The 16332-nt window shown below is 60.0% G+C and carries 19 protein-coding genes; 13 read left to right on the top strand and 6 right to left on the bottom strand.

Annotated features, from left to right (window positions below):
- Positions 1-62 precede the first annotated feature (62 nt).
- The 5 genes from G6N42_RS09740 to G6N42_RS09755 all read left to right on the top strand — a co-directional run bounded on the left by G6N42_RS09740 (position 63) and on the right by G6N42_RS09755 (position 3677).
- Positions 63-1403 (top strand): tyrosine-type recombinase/integrase, encoded by a 1341-nt coding sequence (locus tag G6N42_RS09740; RefSeq protein WP_163729081.1) that lies wholly within the window; start codon positions 63-65, stop codon positions 1401-1403.
- 164 nt (positions 1404-1567) lie between these two features.
- Positions 1568-1843 (top strand): helix-turn-helix transcriptional regulator, encoded by a 276-nt coding sequence (locus tag G6N42_RS09745; protein ID WP_232076115.1) that lies wholly within the window; start codon positions 1568-1570, stop codon positions 1841-1843.
- The gene (locus G6N42_RS31485) at positions 1840-1971 is read left to right on the top strand and encodes a hypothetical protein (RefSeq protein ID WP_286201640.1); all 132 of its coding nucleotides are present in this window, start codon (positions 1840-1842) and stop codon (positions 1969-1971) included. Before G6N42_RS09745 ends, G6N42_RS31485 begins: the two co-directional genes overlap by 4 nt.
- Positions 1964-3481: a helix-turn-helix domain-containing protein gene (locus tag G6N42_RS09750; RefSeq protein WP_163729086.1), complete on the top strand. Its 1518-nt coding sequence runs from the start codon at positions 1964-1966 to the stop codon at positions 3479-3481. The genes G6N42_RS31485 and G6N42_RS09750 overlap by 8 nt, the downstream gene beginning before the upstream one ends.
- Positions 3482-3500: 19 nt before the next feature.
- Complete coding sequence (locus G6N42_RS09755) at positions 3501-3677, top strand: hypothetical protein (protein ID WP_163729089.1); 177 nt, start codon at positions 3501-3503, stop codon at positions 3675-3677.
- Positions 3678-3898: 221 nt separating this feature from the next.
- On the opposite strand, the gene G6N42_RS09760 is transcribed toward G6N42_RS09755, so the two are convergent.
- From G6N42_RS09760 to G6N42_RS09770, 3 genes are all read right to left on the bottom strand, one after another.
- A complete protein-coding gene (locus G6N42_RS09760) occupies positions 3899-4795 on the bottom strand; it encodes a hypothetical protein (RefSeq protein ID WP_163729092.1) in 897 nt (298 codons plus the stop codon).
- A gap of 36 nt (positions 4796-4831) precedes the next feature.
- A complete protein-coding gene (locus G6N42_RS09765; RefSeq protein ID WP_163729095.1) occupies positions 4832-5167 on the bottom strand; it encodes a hypothetical protein in 336 nt (111 codons plus the stop codon).
- 203 nt (positions 5168-5370) lie between these two features.
- On the bottom strand, positions 5371-6144 hold the full coding sequence (locus G6N42_RS09770; protein WP_163729098.1) for a hypothetical protein: 774 nt from the start codon (positions 6142-6144) through the stop codon (positions 5371-5373).
- A 737-nt stretch (positions 6145-6881) separates the two neighbouring features.
- Between G6N42_RS09770 and G6N42_RS09775 the strand changes: the two genes are divergently transcribed.
- The 5 genes from G6N42_RS09775 (at position 6882) to G6N42_RS31710 (ending at position 8429) form a co-directional block, all read left to right on the top strand.
- Positions 6882-7079: a hypothetical protein gene (locus tag G6N42_RS09775; RefSeq protein WP_163729102.1), complete on the top strand. Its 198-nt coding sequence runs from the start codon at positions 6882-6884 to the stop codon at positions 7077-7079.
- 4 nt (positions 7080-7083) lie between these two features.
- Positions 7084-7320 (top strand): hypothetical protein, encoded by a 237-nt coding sequence (locus G6N42_RS09780; protein ID WP_163729106.1) that lies wholly within the window; start codon positions 7084-7086, stop codon positions 7318-7320.
- Between the two features lie 115 nt (positions 7321-7435).
- A complete protein-coding gene (locus tag G6N42_RS09785; protein ID WP_163729109.1) occupies positions 7436-7612 on the top strand; it encodes a hypothetical protein in 177 nt (58 codons plus the stop codon).
- Positions 7609-7914, top strand: a complete 306-nt coding sequence (locus G6N42_RS09790; RefSeq protein ID WP_163729113.1) for a hypothetical protein — start codon at positions 7609-7611, stop codon at positions 7912-7914. Before G6N42_RS09785 ends, G6N42_RS09790 begins: the two co-directional genes overlap by 4 nt.
- Before the next feature lie 305 nt (positions 7915-8219).
- Complete coding sequence (locus G6N42_RS31710; RefSeq protein ID WP_434059612.1) at positions 8220-8429, top strand: CDGP domain-containing protein; 210 nt, start codon at positions 8220-8222, stop codon at positions 8427-8429.
- Positions 8430-8574: 145 nt separating this feature from the next.
- Here the strand turns inward: G6N42_RS31710 and G6N42_RS09795 are convergent, their stop codons facing one another.
- Positions 8575-9189: a hypothetical protein gene (locus G6N42_RS09795; protein ID WP_163729116.1), complete on the bottom strand. Its 615-nt coding sequence runs from the start codon at positions 9187-9189 to the stop codon at positions 8575-8577.
- Between the two features lie 878 nt (positions 9190-10067).
- Between G6N42_RS09795 and G6N42_RS09800 the strand changes: the two genes are divergently transcribed.
- Positions 10068-10682 (top strand): hypothetical protein, encoded by a 615-nt coding sequence (locus G6N42_RS09800; protein WP_163729119.1) that lies wholly within the window; start codon positions 10068-10070, stop codon positions 10680-10682.
- 151 nt (positions 10683-10833) lie between these two features.
- On the opposite strand, the gene G6N42_RS09805 is transcribed toward G6N42_RS09800, so the two are convergent.
- Together G6N42_RS09805 and G6N42_RS09810 are read right to left on the bottom strand one after the other, a co-directional pair.
- A complete protein-coding gene (locus G6N42_RS09805) occupies positions 10834-11415 on the bottom strand; it encodes a recombinase family protein (RefSeq protein WP_163729122.1) in 582 nt (193 codons plus the stop codon).
- Positions 11416-11765: 350 nt separating this feature from the next.
- On the bottom strand, positions 11766-12800 hold the full coding sequence (locus G6N42_RS09810) for a hypothetical protein (RefSeq protein WP_163729125.1): 1035 nt from the start codon (positions 12798-12800) through the stop codon (positions 11766-11768).
- Between the two features lie 218 nt (positions 12801-13018).
- Here G6N42_RS09810 and G6N42_RS09815 point away from each other — a divergent pair, with 218 nt between their 5' ends.
- Together G6N42_RS09815 and G6N42_RS09820 are read left to right on the top strand one after the other, a co-directional pair.
- Complete coding sequence (locus G6N42_RS09815) at positions 13019-14995, top strand: type I restriction-modification system subunit M (protein ID WP_163729128.1); 1977 nt, start codon at positions 13019-13021, stop codon at positions 14993-14995.
- Positions 14992-16332, top strand: coding sequence for a restriction endonuclease subunit S (locus tag G6N42_RS09820; protein WP_163729131.1), 1341 nt, complete (start codon positions 14992-14994; stop codon positions 16330-16332). The genes G6N42_RS09815 and G6N42_RS09820 overlap by 4 nt, the downstream gene beginning before the upstream one ends.

Raw genomic sequence — 16332 nt, forward strand, 5'->3', positions numbered from 1 at the left:
GAATCAGCTCCGAGCAGGCCAGGTTCAGCCCGCAGTCAGCCCGCAGCGCCTAGAATGTGCCTATGACGACCAGGCGTAATCCCCGTGCAGGAGTGGAGGATCGCTGGCACCGGGCAGCCCGCAGAGGCGAGGCCGTGATGTACCCCGCAGACGCCAGTCCCAGCGACGCGGCCTGGTGCATCGACAAGACCCACGGCGCGGTAGGAACTAAGGTCTGCACCCGTCGTCATGGCCGAGGGCAGCGCTGGCAGGCCCGATGGGTCGGCGGCGGCCACGAGCGGTCTAAGAGCTTCGCAAAGAAGGCTGACGCTGAGGCGCATGTCAAGCAGGTGACCTCCGACGTCTTCACCGGGACCTACGTCGACACGGCACGCTCGGCGGTCACGTTCGGCACCGTCGCCGAGGCCTGGCTCAAGACCAAGGAATCGGCCAACCGAGCACCCAAGACAATCGCTGGCTATCGGGGCCTGCTGGACGTCACGATCCTGCCCAAGTGGAAAGACGTCCCGCTGCGCGACATTGACCACGAGAAGGTCCAGGACTGGATTACGTGGTTGTCAACTGATCCAGCGGCACGGCAGCACAAGAAGAAGGGGAAGGAAGATACGGGCCTCTCCCCCGCCCGCGTAATCCAAGTGCACCAGGTGTTGCACCAGGTGCTCGCCTACGCGGTGAAACCCATGAAACGGATCTCTACCAATCCTGCGGACGGAACCGAGCTCCCCAGCAAGCCCGCGAGCAAGGGGCTGGCGCTCACTCACGATCAGGTGCGCAAACTTGCCGATGCGATGGTCACCGCCGAGGCCAATGTTCGCCGCCGCAGTGATACGCGCACAGCGCAGGTATCGCCGCACGCCTTGGCCACCATGGTGCGGTTCCTCGCTTATACAGGCCTACGATTCGGCGAGTGCGCTGCGCTGCGGGTGGGTGACGTCGACACTGAGAACCGCCGCATCTGGGTGACCAAGTCCATCACTGGCGTACGCGGCCATGGTCGCATCGAGGGAGACACCAAGACTCACCAGAGGCGCTCGGTGCCGATCCTGACCACCGAACTGGCCGAAGAGCTGGAGCGTGTCGTGACTGGCCGTGACCCGTCAGAGTTCCTATTTCCCGGTCCCGATGGTGACGCCATGACCATCGGATGGTTCCGTGTGCGGTTTGACCGGGCCGTGGCCACGCTGGGCATAGAGGGCGTCACGCCGCACACGTTGCGGCATACCGCCGGATCGCTGGCCATCAGCGAGGTCGGCAGCGTCCTCACCGCATCCAAGTTGCTCGGCCACCGCAACGTCTCGACGACCGCGAATGTGTACTCGCACATGCTGGAAGGCGACTGGGACAAGCTCGCCACCGCAATGGATTCCGCTGCCCGCAAGGCCGCCAACGTTGAAGCCCGTTGACCACCAATCACACTGTTGTTGTAAGATTGCGGGTGAGGACCTCTCGGCGACCTTTCTTGGCGCTTTCAGAGCGGTAATCAAAGATCCCGGACTGGCCACCATCGAGCGCCTTTATCGGACACACACACGATTGTTTTGTGTTGTGCTCGAAAGGAATGCTTGTCATGAGCGCCAATGTCACCGAAGTCATTTCTCCCCCCGTGCTGTTATGCCCGCACTGCATTGCGCTGCAGGCTCATTCAGATCCTCCCGACCGCATGAGCACGCGGGAGGCAGCCCGGTACACCGGACTGGCCGACGCCACGCTCCGGTACTACAGGCACGCCAATATCGGGCCGGTGTCCTATCGCATCGGCTCCAAGGTCTTCTACGACCGTGCTGACCTCGACGTGTGGCTCGCCGACCAGCGCGCCGCAAGTGTGCGCGGTGGTGCCCAATGAGCATGCACCTTAACGCTTCTCAGCATGATCGTGAGCGCATCGAGGACACCGGCATGGTTGATCCTGACGAATGCGTCGGTGCCGATCCTCACGCCGTGCATTTCGAGGCGGCGCTGGCCGATGAGTAACGAAACAGCCCCGGGCAACCCGGGGCCGCGCCCGAACAGTCTCAACGCCAATCAAGACCCAGCCCATCCTAATACCTCCCAGGGGTATTTCGTCATGGTTCCTGTCTCGTTGTTCGGCAAGGTGCCTGTGAGGAGTATCGGCGTGTATGCAGCACTGCGGTCATTCGCCTGTGGCACCGAATCGTGCTCGCCGACAGAGGCCGATGTAGCCGACCGCCTGGACGTGAGCGCGGACACCGTCGGACGCGCTCGTCGGGACCTGATCAATGCCAAGGCCATCACCGTCGCCGTCGGCAAGGGGGCCAATGGCGGGCGTTACGAGTACACGTTCGCGGCCAGCGGTGGCCGATGGGCGAAGCTGCCGTCGGCACTGCTCGGTCGAGTCAGCCCCACCGAGATCGGGATCTATGCGGTGCTGCGGAGCTTCGAAGGTCACCAAGGCTGCTACCCGAAGGTCGAAACGTTGGCCAGACGGGCGGGAATTGGCCAACGACAGGTACAGCGATACCTACGAAATCTGTGCACGGCCAAGGTCATTGACGTCGTTGGTCGAGTCAACGACCAGCAACGTACAACGTCGAACTTCTATTACTTCCCTGACCTGCGGCTCACTGCACAGTTGACCGCAGATATGACACCCACCTCACCGCAAATACGACACCGGGTTGACCGCAAATGTGACACACAAACTAGAACTAATAACCAGAACCTCTATCCAGAACAGGCTGGCTGGAGCGCGGCTGTGCCGCGCAACCCTCTAGCGGATGGATCTAGCGAAGGTCTATGGCCAGCAAGTAGACCACCAGGTGATCACCTGGTGGTACCTGGTGAAAATGCGGTAGGCCCTGGTGATCACCTGGTCGACTCCGTAGTAGCACCTGGTGAATCATTTGGTGATCACCTGGTCAACTCCAAGGAGAACATATTGGTAGCACCCGGTGATCACCTGGCCAACCACCTGGTAGCTCCTGGAGATCGTCGTGGAGGTCAGTCTGACCGCACTGGCGGTCAACTTGACCACCGTGGAGATCACCGTGCTGGTCGTGGAGATCACAGTGATGGTTGGTCTGATCACCGTGGAAACCCCACACCTGAGCAGGACCTGGATACCAACGATTCACAAGTGCGCGAATCATTGATAGACAGCTTGGTCAACCTGATGGCCGAAAAGTCTGCAGCCCTTGGACGCAATGCTCCCAACCAGTCAAAGCGGGAATCGTGGAGTAAGTCAGCTCGTCGGATTTTGTTCAGTGACCAGCGTGACTATGGCGAGGTCTACAGCCTTCTGGATAAGGCCATGACCGACCACTACTGGTCGGGCCGGATCAAGAACTTGTTCACCTTCGCTGAGAATTACGACCAGATCCGTGACGAGTTCAACAAGCGTCCACCTCGCCACATGAACCAGGAACGCCGTGAGAAGAGACGTGCCCAGCGCATCGAAACAGCAAGTACGCCAGTGAAAAAGGAACATGTGAGTCTCGGGCTAACCAGGCTTAGTGATCTTTGACCGAAAAGAGGAATAACCTGTGATTCCCAACCATGAACAGCTCGGTCCGCTACCGCTGGAATGGTTTAACCGGGTCCGCACCGTCATGCACAGATGCGGCAGGCGCACGAAAGACGGTTACACGTGCCGCTACCTGGTTCAGATCCCCGGCGAACCCTGCTACTGGCACACCGACGCCAAGAAGGTCACGCCATGACCCTGGCACATAGGCGCGCACCAGAGGAGGGCACCAAGGAGTGGCTGATTGCGCACAAGCATGGCGACGGCTGCCCGATAGGCGAATGCCCGGATGGCCAAGCATCTTGGGGCTGCCTGAGTTCATCGAGTGCGGTCTATCGGGATGCCTCTGTGAGTACCGGTCGCTGTGACCGTGTCGGCACTGCGGATGTCGACCTGGAGGCCGGGGTACCCCAGTCGCTAAACCGATTCCTCCCCGTCACTGGGATCAATTGAGCCACCCATGGCGGCAAGTTCGTCCCGTACGTGCCCAAGTATTTCAGCGACTGTCGGTTCACGTCCCAGCCGTTCTCGGAGCATAGTCGGCCCCTCGATGAACCCGACCATCATGACTTGCAGCCGACGAGTTCTCTCGTAAGCATCGTCGAAATCGTCGCGGGCCATTAGCGGTTCGTAGTCGTCAGGAACTCCCAGCGCCACCGCACGAAGTAGCTCGATAGCCCAAAGTATTCGGTGGCCGTGTTCGAACATCTCGATGAACCCAAGCTCGCTATAGAAGGGCACCGGCTCTTCCAACGGGTCTGGACCTCGTGACGCTACCGCTGACGGTCCCGGGTTCACATGCAGGGCCTTGCTATGCGCTTTGTAGTCAATTGGTTCAAAGCCGTCGTTCGCGAAAGGCGGTACCCCACTGCGCTTTAGCCGCGTGCGCACAGTCGCTGGCCAGTACTTATTCCCAAGGCTGTCACCGGCGTTGAGCCACTCTTCAGCGTGGGACTGATCCTCACTCGCCGCAAAGTCCAGCAACAGGTACTCGATCTCCATCACGTCACGCATCGCGTCCGCTGCGACGCCCTGGTAGCCGGAGAGCGTGGCCTCCAACGCGGTCTTATAGTCGCTCTTCACGCGCTGGATCAGGAACGCCACACCGGCTATGGCAGGTATCTCTGCGTAGGCCTTCACGGCGGCGTCCAGGTAGGCATAGAGCTGCTCCAGGCCGCGCAGGCGCGGCCCGTCGAGGAGGCTCGAAAGCCGTGCGGAGCGTCGCATGTCGGCGACGGTCAGGGCCTCTGCGAGAAGCGGTGTCGGCCCCCGCAGCGACTTGAGCATGTCTCGGTACTCGGGAACGTCGGCCATCTACGGACGGTATCGTTCGGTACCCGCTCACGGGTACTACTTCGGTGGCCCGAGGTCCCCCAAGGCACGCACACAATCCGGGCAGGCCTTGGGGTGTTCATCGTCGAACGGCTTCGGCAGGAACGTCTTCACTCTCTTGCCACAGGCGGATGGCTGAGCGTCCAATCTGGAATCTGCGAAGACAGGCTCCTTGGCATCGAGGATAACATCGTGGATCTTCATCCAGGCAAAGCCGTCCTCTGGATCTGGAAACACACCCGCGTGGATCACGTCGAAGTGCTTGGGCACCACGGGGACCCGCCCATGGATGGCTCGGTCATACTCCAGGTCGTACCGCTCTATGGACGCAAAGGTGTTAAGGATCTTGGTCATGGCCCCCGCCTCGGCTCATCGCGTACCTCCAGGGGTGTTTCCATCCCCTCACCCAGAAAGCTACGGTGCCGCTCCGACATCCTTTGGGCACTGGAAACCGACACGCCGGTGACATCGCCTTCACCCCGGAGGGGCTATGGCGGTACTACCGCCAGCACGAAGTACAGCGCCCCCATCCGTGGCGAGTTACGCGAACGGGTGCGTCACCCCATCGAAGTGAGGCACAACACCTTCGGCGGCGAGACCGAGCGCTCTCGTACCCACTTTGCTGAAGATGAACAGGACGGAGTACCGCTGACGTATTCAATCCGGTTCACGAAATAGTTCGCGAGTTGGCCATCGCACGGAACGAGCGACACCTCAACCTGCTGGCGACCGTCTTGCATGACCGGGCCATCTACAACGAACACGCAATCGTTAACGCGCGCGGCGAGAATGTCCCGCGCCGTGGGCGACAGGCTTCCAGTCGGACCTGCAGGCGCGGCTGTGGTCGTCGGCAGGTACACCGATGTCGTCGGCTTGGCGGTCGTCGTCGGAGTATCACTTCGAGTTGAGTGCGCGTTGGTCGAGTGAAGCTCGAATCCGAACTCGCTCAAAGGTTTCAGTGCCACGCCCGGGTTGCCACTGCCGATGCCATCCACGAATGCGACGAACGCCCACACGCCCCCACCTGACGCGGAGGCGGTCGCATACGGACGGCCTCGGAACGCGGAATAGTTGTGCAGGTAATAATCCAGGCTGTCACGCGAGGAGTAGTTGCCGCTCGCGATGTACACAGACCCCGCGCTGGAATCCGCCGACAAGCAAACCTGGAGATCGGAAGCATCAATGCCCTCGACAAGCGCGTTCAGACCGGCGTTGCTTCCCGACCTGCATACGCTGGAACGCCATTCAGCCGGGTCACCGCTAGTTCGGCCACCCGAGCATCCCACCAGCAGCACACCGGCCAGAAACGCGACTACGACCCTCCCCGCCATACGGCCATCGTGTCATGGCGTTACCCATGATCACTCGGGCAGACGGACAAACTGAAACAGAAGAACAAGCGCAACCGTATTAAGGAGTCGCCGTCATGCCCTGGCCATTGTTCACACTGCTGTTCTTCGGCGGCATGCTCGCCTGCTCCATGTGGCGGAATGCAGCATTGCGTTGCGCTTGGTGCGATCTCAACCAACGCTTCGCCTTCGGCTCTGTAGTACTTTCCGACCGGCGGCGTCGGTGCTCTTCGGAGATTGAGCGAAATCTGGTGAGGCCGCCAGTCGTCACCGCGTGGCGCGAAGGCGGTGCCGTTGATCCCGCAGTGCCTCATTGAGATCAGTTCAACCTACAGAGGACTTAAAGAAGGTGATGCGCCAAAAAAGCTCTAGAGGCGCTTTGCGTCGGCTCTCCCGTCGCGACAAAGCCCGCTGAACAGCCCTAATGCAGAATTCGCCGCCGGTACTCGTAGTATTCGGTGAATGGTCATTAACCGACCTTCGAGCGTGCGGTCTCAGCCCGGGTCAGTCGTGAGTGACTCACCTATCCGAGCCTGGTGGGGATGGAAAGCTGGTGGTGCATCGTTGAACTACGCGAGCGTCATGAGGTGCAGCGAAGCTCGGCTGGCGGCGCGCCCACCCTTTCGTTCACGGCTGGCCCGGATGCGAAGCAGCTCAGCATCAACAGGTGCCTGGGTATGACCGCCCTCCTCTGGGAGGCTTGGTCTCAAGGAGTTGACATGGCCGACGATGACTCCCGGTACCGAATAGGCAATGAGATCTACACACATGACGAGCTTCGCTCAGCGACCGAGGCGGACGTCGCAGACCTCCCGCCGGAGACCTGGCGCGACGGCAGGTTCGACTTCGACGACTATCTCACCGAGTCCGTCCAGACGGGGACCATAGAGATAGTCGACTATGACGAGGACGAGTGACCCGGTGGCCAGTACAGCCGAGGACAGGGCGCACAGGGCCGAGTTGGCCGAGGAGTTGGGGTTCGTCCCGGCCACCTTGGACGCTGCCGACATCGAGCGCCACCGTCGGCTTAAGGCTGCCGCCGATACTGCGCCGAGCCGGGAGCGGATCTGGCGGAAGTATGCGCACCTGCGGGAACAGAAGCGCCGCAGCGAGGTTGAGGCTGCCGGGTGTGCTGCTGTGTCCGATCTCTACGAATAACCCGTGCCATCAAAAGAATCGGCTACGTACCGAATATTGGTGTCATCGGCACAATCGAACGGAGCGATTTGCCCCTTGTGCAGTGATCACGCTCATCGACTGTCAGTATTGTTCTATGGGGAGACCATCGTCGGTTGCTGCGGCGTTCGTAGTGGGAGCGGCGTTGTTCATCAGTGCCCTGGCTGCCGCTCAGCCCGCCTTGGCCGACACTTCTGAACAGGATCGTCAGTTTCTGACCACGCTGAAGGCGATGGGGTTGCAGATCAACGACTCGAAGGTGCCTCCGCGTTGATCGACACCGCGATTCGCGTGTACTGCCCGAAATATGCCGCTGCCGAGAGTGGTCCAGCCCCCAAGACGTCGGCGGGGCCGACCTATGCGGAGGGGGATGCCTTCACCGAGGAGGTGTACGACCACGGGATTCTGCAAGACCTCGATCCTTCGCACGTCGTGCAGATTCTCGCCAATATCTGCTACCACGCGGATGGAGGTGTCCCCACGAACTCAATTGTCGGTTTATACATCAATGGTTATGCCCTCTCCGAAAAAGATGCGGAGTGGCTGGTCGGCGCTGCCCAAGGTAAGTGCGACTAACGCGGCGAGATCACCTCCTTGCGAGAGTCTCGAATGTATTCCGGGAATAGTCGCTGGGCTGATAGCTGCTTACGCGGAGGTGCGTCGTCGCGGCTGAAACCTGTAGGGAAACACCTGATTCCTTTGATCTTGATATCGCTCTAGCGTTTCCGCCCGGGGACATTCGAAGTACAGCTGAGGGGATCATCGGTATGAAGGTCAAGGCATTCCCGGCATGGCTCGGCATTGCCACTGCCACGCTGATCGCCGCCCCAACCGCACACGCCTACCCTGGTGATCCAACGGGTACCAACTGTGAGTCAAACATGCTTGGCGCGCTGTACTGTGACGGTCCGGTGCAGCCGGACGGGTCATGGACTCGATGCGTTGACGTTTCGTCACAGCCCGTCTATGGCGGAGCCCAGGGGCAATGGAACGGAATGACGTCGCCGTTCCACCAGTGCTACCACTACGATCCTGCAGCGCCGCCGTTAAAAATTGGTCAACCGGATCATCACCTCGGGGATGGACTGTGATTTGAGCGGCGGTGCGAAGGGGGACGCCCCCCGGCCTCGTCGGCCTGTGGCAGATGTGCGGTAGCCGCCACTGCCTGAAGCGGGCCGCAAGCGTCGCACGGCAGGGTCACGGGGCGATTCGTTACACGCCGACGAAGGCGGTCGCTTACTTGGTGCGCGGGTGGAGAACTCCGGCGTCGTCGGCCTCGGTGATGAATCTTTGCAGCACCGTGACGATTAGGACGGTGTGGTTCAGCACCCGCCACACTGCTTGGTAGTTGCCCATCTGCTGGTGGTCTGAATCCAAGAGATGACGCATGCGCGGATCCATGCCTTCGTGGAACCACTGCGAATTCAGCACCAGCTTGGCGAGTTCTAGGTCGGTGGCGCTCATCTGCCATTGCTCGCTGGGTATCGACCAGTGCGAGGAGAACATCTCGTTGTTGAGTATCTTCTGGTACTCGTCCTTGATCGAGATGACCGTGCGCCTCCAGTCCTCGTCAGTAATCGAGTTGAGGACTGCATTCATTACCCGCGTGACTCTCACGATGTCGTCGACCCACGGCAGGAACGGTCGCAGATCCACGGCCAGACTCTTAACCAGGTGCTCATTGTGCGCCTCCCAGCTGATCTCCGTCTGGCCGGGGCCGATCACCCGCGCATTGAAGCTGTACCCGGCCTCCAACTGCGCAATCGTCGTACTGACGAGCTCGGAGTTGATTACGCGGGACGCCCTGGACATGAACGCATTAATAATCTCGGCGTGTGTGGGACCACTCACTGAAACGATGTTAGGTCGCCCGGCGAGCATGGACCCAATCCATCGTTTCAACAGACGCACATCCGTGTCCTGTCGCCTGTAGCGAAGGAAGGTGTAAGCAAACGGTCGTTGGCTGGCTCGGTCGCTGTGGAAGACCGTCAGCAAGGTACCTGGCAGCAACATCTCCTCTATCGAGGACGCCTGCACCACCGTGGTGGATGCGGATATGAACGGTGACAGCCCACAGGCCGGATGTACTGGCATGCCGCCTCACGAACTGTGGTCAATTCGTGAGCAGCGGCAGGTTGGCTACGCGCAGTAGGGCAGATCTAGAAAAACGCGGTCATGTCTTTTGACTTGAGTCGCGGCCATCCAGAGCGTGACGTCGATTCGCCTGAGCAGGCTGACGTGGGGTGGGGCAGATGGGCAGACGTCCGTGTCGGTGGACATCGGTCACGAGGACTTTCCGCGAGCATCTGATGCGGTCAATGCGCGCCCACTTACGTCCGACTCTCGTATTCTGTTGTCTTGCCGACAAGTTCGACTTCTTGGGGGGATCAATGGACCAGTATTGTACGACCGTTTCGAATTGGAGCATAATTAGCTCCGCAGCTACCAATTCGCAGTTAGCCGGTGTATTAGCAGGCTTTCAGATCACGGTGATCGCAGTGCTTTTTGCATCCGCGAAGAAACCCGATAGTCACACCATCCTATTGTTCGCGTCCGGCGTCCTTGTACTAGGCCTAGATAGCTATCTATTCAGTCTGATAACCGGATCGTATATAGAAGGTACACCCACCCGCGATGAATGCGTTCGTATATGGAGCCAGGGCATGGCCGCTAGTGGCATGCTCGCCGTTGGCGGTTCTGTCTTCGTCTGTGGCCTAAGTTGGCTGCTCGTGAGCTATGGCGAGGGCGTCGTAAACAGTGCCCTGACCAGTAGCGAACCTAATAAGGATGCGCGAATCAGAGAAGCGACGGATTTCTGGAAGCACGCAATCAAGCTAAACGGCTGGCTGTCCACAGCGATAGTAATAACGACGACGGGAATACTGATCTCAACCAATATCTATTACCTACAAGTTAGGTACGATGGCCTCAGCGGGATATTTGTGTGGTCACTTGTGGCAATTACTGCGCTCATTGGTGCTGTGATAATCCTTCTGTCGTTTATTGTCATCTTGCGGCGCACGGGGCGAACGTTGGAAAAGCTCAAGTCCTCAAAGACAATTGATTTCTCCATCGGGAGACTCCCGGGGATCACTTACTGCGCCGCCGCGTTCGCTATCGTGGGCACCGTTTACGCTGGGCTTCTGTCGCAATGGGACTTCTGGTCGAGTGTTCAACTTATAGGGTCCATAATCTTGGGTCTGATCGTCCCCGGCTTGATAAATCTCGGTATTGCAGCGTCGGTGGCCGATCCCGAAGTTGAAGTCAGTAGCACAACTGCAGGGGCTTCACCCGAACAGCCGTCCCTGGCGAATACCGGACAGACAGGCGCCGCGAGGCCATGATCTGGTAGTACTTAGCCGCCCACTTGATCGTCACCCTGCATGGAAGTTCATGCGAACTACTTGTGCCCTCGGCACTCAGGGCTGTGCGGCAACTTCTGACCGATTTGCCTACCCCAGGGGCGACAAGGACGCTCCGCCCAAGTGCGAAGGTTCACGCTGGCAAATACTGCTGCTTCAGGACTTTGAGGGTCCGGAACAGCGTGCTCCGGCTGATCCCGAACATCGCGGTCAATTCACTCACAGGCTCGCCCTGCTGATACAGCCGAAGTAGCCGTTTCTGCTGGACGGCGTCCAGCTTCATCGGCTTCGTGGCGGCCAGGCCCCGTGCGACCCGCGCCTCGCGGGAGGCGGCACGGCGCTCCTTGCCCAGTTCGAGTTCCAACTCGGCGATTGTGGCCATGATGCTCGTGACAGCACGACCTGTCGGGGTGCTGGTGTCCACGCCTTCACGCAGTGAGCGCACGTGTACGCCACGGCTCATCAGCTCGTGGAGGGCATTGGCGACCTCGCGGACAGAGCGCCCGAGCCGGTCGACGGCGACGACCACGAGGTGATCCCCTTCTCGGAGGTAACCCATGCACTCCGTCCAGCCTGGTCGATTACTGCCAGCGCGACCGGACGCAGTATCGGTGAATACCCGGTCCGGGGTGATACCCGCCGCCGCGATGGTGTCGTGCTGCTGATCGATGGACTGCTGCCCGGTGGACACCCTGAGGTATGCGGCGGTGGTCATACTCACATAGAACCAGCGGGGTCCCGTATTTCATCCTGTGTCAGATCTGTGAGAACTCGGACTTGCTTGTGACACTGGGAAATCGGACTGCACGACCTGCACGGTTCTTAAGCCCACGGCCAGGCCTACGTCAGTATCAAATGTTTAGAAATGAGACTGGACGTAGGGGCGGACGCCCGAGCAGGTCGACGACGCCGATGCCGCCACGGCCCGACAACTCCGGGCCGAGGGCATCGCCCGCACGACATCGCGCAAATGCTCGGCATGTCCGGTACCACCCGTCTACCGCTACTTTGCAGGCGGGGCTGCCGCGTAGGGACTGTTGCTGCTCGTCGAGGAGGGGATGCGGTTCATCGCGTGGGGCGACGTCTCCGCCACCACCGACGCCACCAAGGCAGCCGACGAGAAGTGGCTGCAGTGTCATCTTCCGCCCCGTCGTCGACGACTGCGTCAGCCTTGTCGTCGCTCGTGACGACATCCGTCGCGGTGGCTGGATTCGCTTCAGCGTCGCGTGGCCTCCGCGCATCGGCCACGTAGCCCTGCTCGCGTAACTCCCTCACCACTTCGTCGATGGGGCGGGCGCTCGGCGGAAGAGGTCCGCCCGGAGTGATCTCGTTTAGATCTTCGTCGACGTCGACCTCGTGCACGGCGGTGACCTTCATACCGCCTTCGGTGCCGGACGCAATGACGCGGTTACTGAAAGTCCCGACTGGCAATGAGATGATCCCGAGCTCGCATAGGGCGTTGATGTAGTGCAACGTCTCCAACGCCACGACGGCCAGGTGGGAGAACACCCCGACCGCTGCCTCGTACCTCTGCTGGATCCCGAGTTCACCAGTCGTGACCGCATCCCCGTGGGCGAGATCCTGATATAGCCATGCGTAGGCAAGGTCGACGTCGGTCTGCTTCTTCTCGTTCTTCTGCTTGTCCTCGGTCACAACGAAGTACGCCCGCACGCGGTCATCTCGGCCAGTGGCTTCGTGCCATTCCGCCCACAGGTCCTGTGACGAGCTGATTAGCAACGTGTCGCCGCGTCCGGTAAGGCGGTCAAGGGCTGCGAGTGCGTCCTGCCAGTAGAGCCGGTCCCTCACTAGCGTGAAGGCCCGCGCTCGGATGGCGAGCGACTCGAACTGAAGCTCGTCGGGCAGAGGTGTCGTCATCGACTGCGGCTGGCCGTCTACCACGGTCACGGTCACGAAGACATTCATCAGCTTACGCAGTAATCCGCCCGGTTCTGACCACGGATCTTCCTCATCTGGTGCAAGGGCGAGGGGGTGCAGAGCCACTCGCCGCAGGCGTCGGACAACATCGACGAGGAGCTGCACGACTTCTTCGTCGGTCAATTCGGCAACGGGCTTCTTCCTGCCCTTCGACTTCTTCGCCATGACCTATTCAGGCTAGGTGCCAGCTGCGAGAAGCATGGCCACGCGCACCCGCAATACTCGGGTTCAGGAGGAGTTCTACCCCCAGCGCCTCCCTGTTACGCGACTGCTTGGCATTGCATTCTTTTTCCAGCGACGCCCGAAGCTAGTAAGCCGGATCTCACCAACCGGTCGGGGTAACTTCCACTTGTCCGGAACACTCGAAGGGGGACATCACGGCCATGTCGCAGACCAATGCCAATCTGATCTGGAAGATCGCGGACCTGCTGCGGGGGCCGTATCAGCCCAACCAGTACGGCGACGTGATCCTGCCGTTCACGATCCTGCGCCGCCTGGACTGCATCCTTGAGCCGACAAAGGACGAGGTACTCGCCGAGTACAAGAAGGTCGCCGCGACCAAAGTCGACCCCGACGTGCTGTTGAAGAACAAATTCAGGCTGCCGTTCTACAACACCTCGCGATGGACATTCGCATCCCTGATCGGTGATCCGGAAGGGGTGGCCGATAACCTTGTCGACTACATCGAGCATTTCTCGCCGAACGTGCGCGACGTCTTCGATGGCTTCAAGATGATGGATCAGATCGGCGACCTGGCCAAGTCCGACCGGTTGTACCTGATCGTCAAGGAGTTCGCATCCGTCGACCTGCACCCGAAGGTCGTCTCCGGGCACGCCATGGGGCACATCTTCGAAGAACTGATCCGCAAGTTCGCTGAGTCCAACTCCACCCAAGCTGGTGATCACTTCACCCCACGTGAAGTCATCGAGCTGATGGTCGACATCCTGTTCCTCACTCAAGACGATGCCCTGACCAAGCCCGGCACCGTACGCACCATCTACGACCCTGCTGCCGGGACCGGGGGCATGTTATCTACGGCCTACGACCATCTGGTCGAGATGAATCCCAAGGCCCGCCCGGTCCTCTACGGGCAGGACATCAACCCACGCTCATACGCGCTATGTAAGTCCGACATGATCGTGAAGGGCCAGGATGTGGACAACATCTACATGGGCGACACCCTCACCGATGACGGCTTTCGTACTAAGCACTTCGACTTCCTGCTGTCGAACCCGCCGTTCGGGGTTGCCTGGAACACTCAGCAGAAGACGGTCACCGATGAATACGAGCAGCGCGGCTTCGCCGGACGCTTCGGCCCCGGTCTACCTCGCGTGTCCGACGGCTCATTGCTGTTCCTGCTACACCTGATCTCGAAGATGCAGCCCGTCAACAACGGCGAGGGCGGCAGTCGTCTGGCCATCGTTCTGAACGGCTCACCACTGTTCACCGGCGGGGCGGGGTCGGGTGAGTCCAATATTCGGCAGTGGGTCATCGAGAATGATCTTCTCGATACGATCATCGCGCTGCCCACGGACATGTTCTATAACACCGGGATCAGCACCTACATCTGGGTTCTGGACAACAACAAGCCAGCCAAGCGCAAGGGCAAGATTCAGCTCATCAACGCCGCCAACATGTTCGGCAAGATGCGCAAGTCCCTCGGGTCGAAGCGTAAGGAGCTGCGCCAGAAGGACATCGAGCGGATCTGCCACCTCTATGAGGGCTTCCGCAACGAACACGGCACCGACGACCACCCCGCCCACTCGAAGGTGTTCACTGGTGAGGAGTTCGGCTACTCCACCATCACGGTCGAGCGCCCCCTGCAACTGCGGTTCACACCGACCGAGGACAAGATCGAGGTAGTACTGGCCCAGAAGAGTATCGACAAACTCGACGAGGGTGCGAAGACCGCCATCCGCAAGGCGCTCACTGGGTTGGTCGGGTGGGAATACAAGGACCGCGACGGTTTCATCACCGAACTCAAAGACGCGCTGCGCAAGGCAGGGTTGACGAAACCGCCCGCCCCACTGATCAAGACGATCTGGTCAACCATCGGCGAGCATGACGACGACGCCGTGATCGTCACCGACACCAAGGGCAACCCCCAACCCGACCCGGCACTTCGTGATACCGAAAACGTTCCCCTGACTGAGGACATCGACGAGTACTTCGCCCGCGAAGTGTTGCCCCACGTCCCGGATGCCTGGATCGACTACGACAAGACCAAGATCGGCTACGAGATTCCCTTCACCCGCCACTTCTACCGCTACATCCCACCGAGGCCCCTCGACGAAATCCAGAAAGACCTCCGCGTCCTCGTTAGCGAAATCCAAGCCATGCTCGCCGAGGTCGGCGCATGAACTGGCCCGTATACGCCGATCTCAAGGAGTCAGGCGTTGAATGGCTTGGGGAAATTCCGTCCAGCTGGTCGACTTCGCGGTTGGGCTTCGAAGCATGGGTGCGTGCAAGGCTCGGCTGGAAAGGACTCAAGGCTGACGAGTACGTCGACGAGGGGGTCGCCTTCTTGGCGACGCCGGATATCCGGCCACGCAAGATCAACTTTGACAATGTTTTCCGAATCACCGAGGAGCGCTATGCCGAGTCTCCGGAGATTATGCTCAACGTCGGGGATGTGCTGTTGGCAAAAGATGGCTCCACCCTCGGCTCCGTCAACCTTGTTCGGCACCTTCCGGAGAGGGCCACGGTCAACGGCTCCATCGCCGTCATCACGCCTGGAAAGCGGCTCAACAGCAGCTATCTCAACTACCTCATTGGTAGTAGCTTCGTCGCTAATCGTATTCAAATGCTAAAGGGTGGAATGGGCGTCCCCCACCTCTTCCAAGACGACATCCGGCGGTTTGAGGTTCCGCTCCCAACGCTGTCCGAGCAGGAATGCATCGTCACGTTCCTAGATGGCGAGACCGCGAAAATCGATGCGCTGATCGACAAGCAGGAGCAGCTCATCGCCACCCTGCGCGAGGACCGAACGGCCACCATCACCCATGCCGTCACGAAAGGGCTGGACCCTGCGGCAAAAATGATTGAGTCTGACATTCGGCGACTGGGGAAAGTACCCGCGCACTGGTCGATTCCCCAGATTGGCATGCACGCTGTCGTCGGCAACGGATCGACGCCTGCCCGCGACAATCCCGGCTACTGGTCCGACGGGTCTATACCGTGGCTGAACAGCAGCCATGTCAACAAAGAGGAGATCACCGAACCGGACCAGTTTGTAACCCAGGCCGCATTCCGCGAGTGCCACCTTCCCATGGTGACGTCCGGCTCAGTGTTGGTGGGCTTGACCGGGCAGGGGAAGACGAGAGGGATGGCGTCGATTCTGTCGACGCGGTCGACGATCAACCAACACCTCGCATACATAACGCCGATTGACGACAAACTTGATGGACGATTCCTTCAACGCGCGCTCAGTTCGGCGTATGGCCTGCTCCGTGAATTGAGTGATGAGAACGGAAGTACCAAGGGTGGATTAACATGTGGCGATCTTCGCAAGGTCCGCATCCCGCTCCCACCTATCGGGGAGCAAGCCCAGATCGTGAAGCACCTGGCGGAGCGCTGCGCCAAAATCGATTCCTTGATCTCCAAGGCCATTCAGATGATCGAAACACTGCATGAGTACCGGGCGGCTCTCATCACGGATGCGGTGACCGGCAAGATCGATGTTCGAGGGGTGGCGTGA

Source organism: Mycobacterium gallinarum, from assembly GCF_010726765.1.
GTDB lineage: Bacteria > Actinomycetota > Actinomycetes > Mycobacteriales > Mycobacteriaceae > Mycobacterium > Mycobacterium gallinarum.

What these genes read in the sequence shown, in the direction of transcription:
- G6N42_RS09740 (WP_163729081.1), top strand. Translation starts at nt 63, where the DNA reads ATGACGACCAGGCGTAATCCCCGTGCAGGAGTGGAGGATCGCTGGCAC.
- G6N42_RS09760 (WP_163729092.1), bottom strand. Translation starts at nt 4,795, where the DNA reads ATGGCCGACGTTCCCGAGTACCGAGACATGCTCAAGTCGCTGCGGGGG.
- G6N42_RS09745 (WP_232076115.1), top strand. Translation starts at nt 1,568, where the DNA reads ATGAGCGCCAATGTCACCGAAGTCATTTCTCCCCCCGTGCTGTTATGC.
- G6N42_RS09750 (WP_163729086.1), top strand. Translation starts at nt 1,964, where the DNA reads ATGAGTAACGAAACAGCCCCGGGCAACCCGGGGCCGCGCCCGAACAGT.
- G6N42_RS09775 (WP_163729102.1), top strand. Translation starts at nt 6,882, where the DNA reads ATGGCCGACGATGACTCCCGGTACCGAATAGGCAATGAGATCTACACA.
- G6N42_RS09815 (WP_163729128.1), top strand. Translation starts at nt 13,019, where the DNA reads ATGTCGCAGACCAATGCCAATCTGATCTGGAAGATCGCGGACCTGCTG.
- G6N42_RS31485 (WP_286201640.1), top strand. Translation starts at nt 1,840, where the DNA reads ATGAGCATGCACCTTAACGCTTCTCAGCATGATCGTGAGCGCATCGAG.
- G6N42_RS31710 (WP_434059612.1), top strand. Translation starts at nt 8,220, where the DNA reads ATGCTTGGCGCGCTGTACTGTGACGGTCCGGTGCAGCCGGACGGGTCA.
- G6N42_RS09765 (WP_163729095.1), bottom strand. Translation starts at nt 5,167, where the DNA reads ATGACCAAGATCCTTAACACCTTTGCGTCCATAGAGCGGTACGACCTG.
- G6N42_RS09810 (WP_163729125.1), bottom strand. Translation starts at nt 12,800, where the DNA reads ATGGCGAAGAAGTCGAAGGGCAGGAAGAAGCCCGTTGCCGAATTGACC.
- G6N42_RS09785 (WP_163729109.1), top strand. Translation starts at nt 7,436, where the DNA reads ATGGGGAGACCATCGTCGGTTGCTGCGGCGTTCGTAGTGGGAGCGGCG.
- G6N42_RS09805 (WP_163729122.1), bottom strand. Translation starts at nt 11,415, where the DNA reads ATGACCACCGCCGCATACCTCAGGGTGTCCACCGGGCAGCAGTCCATC.
- G6N42_RS09770 (WP_163729098.1), bottom strand. Translation starts at nt 6,144, where the DNA reads ATGGCGGGGAGGGTCGTAGTCGCGTTTCTGGCCGGTGTGCTGCTGGTG.
- G6N42_RS09820 (WP_163729131.1), top strand. Translation starts at nt 14,992, where the DNA reads ATGAACTGGCCCGTATACGCCGATCTCAAGGAGTCAGGCGTTGAATGG.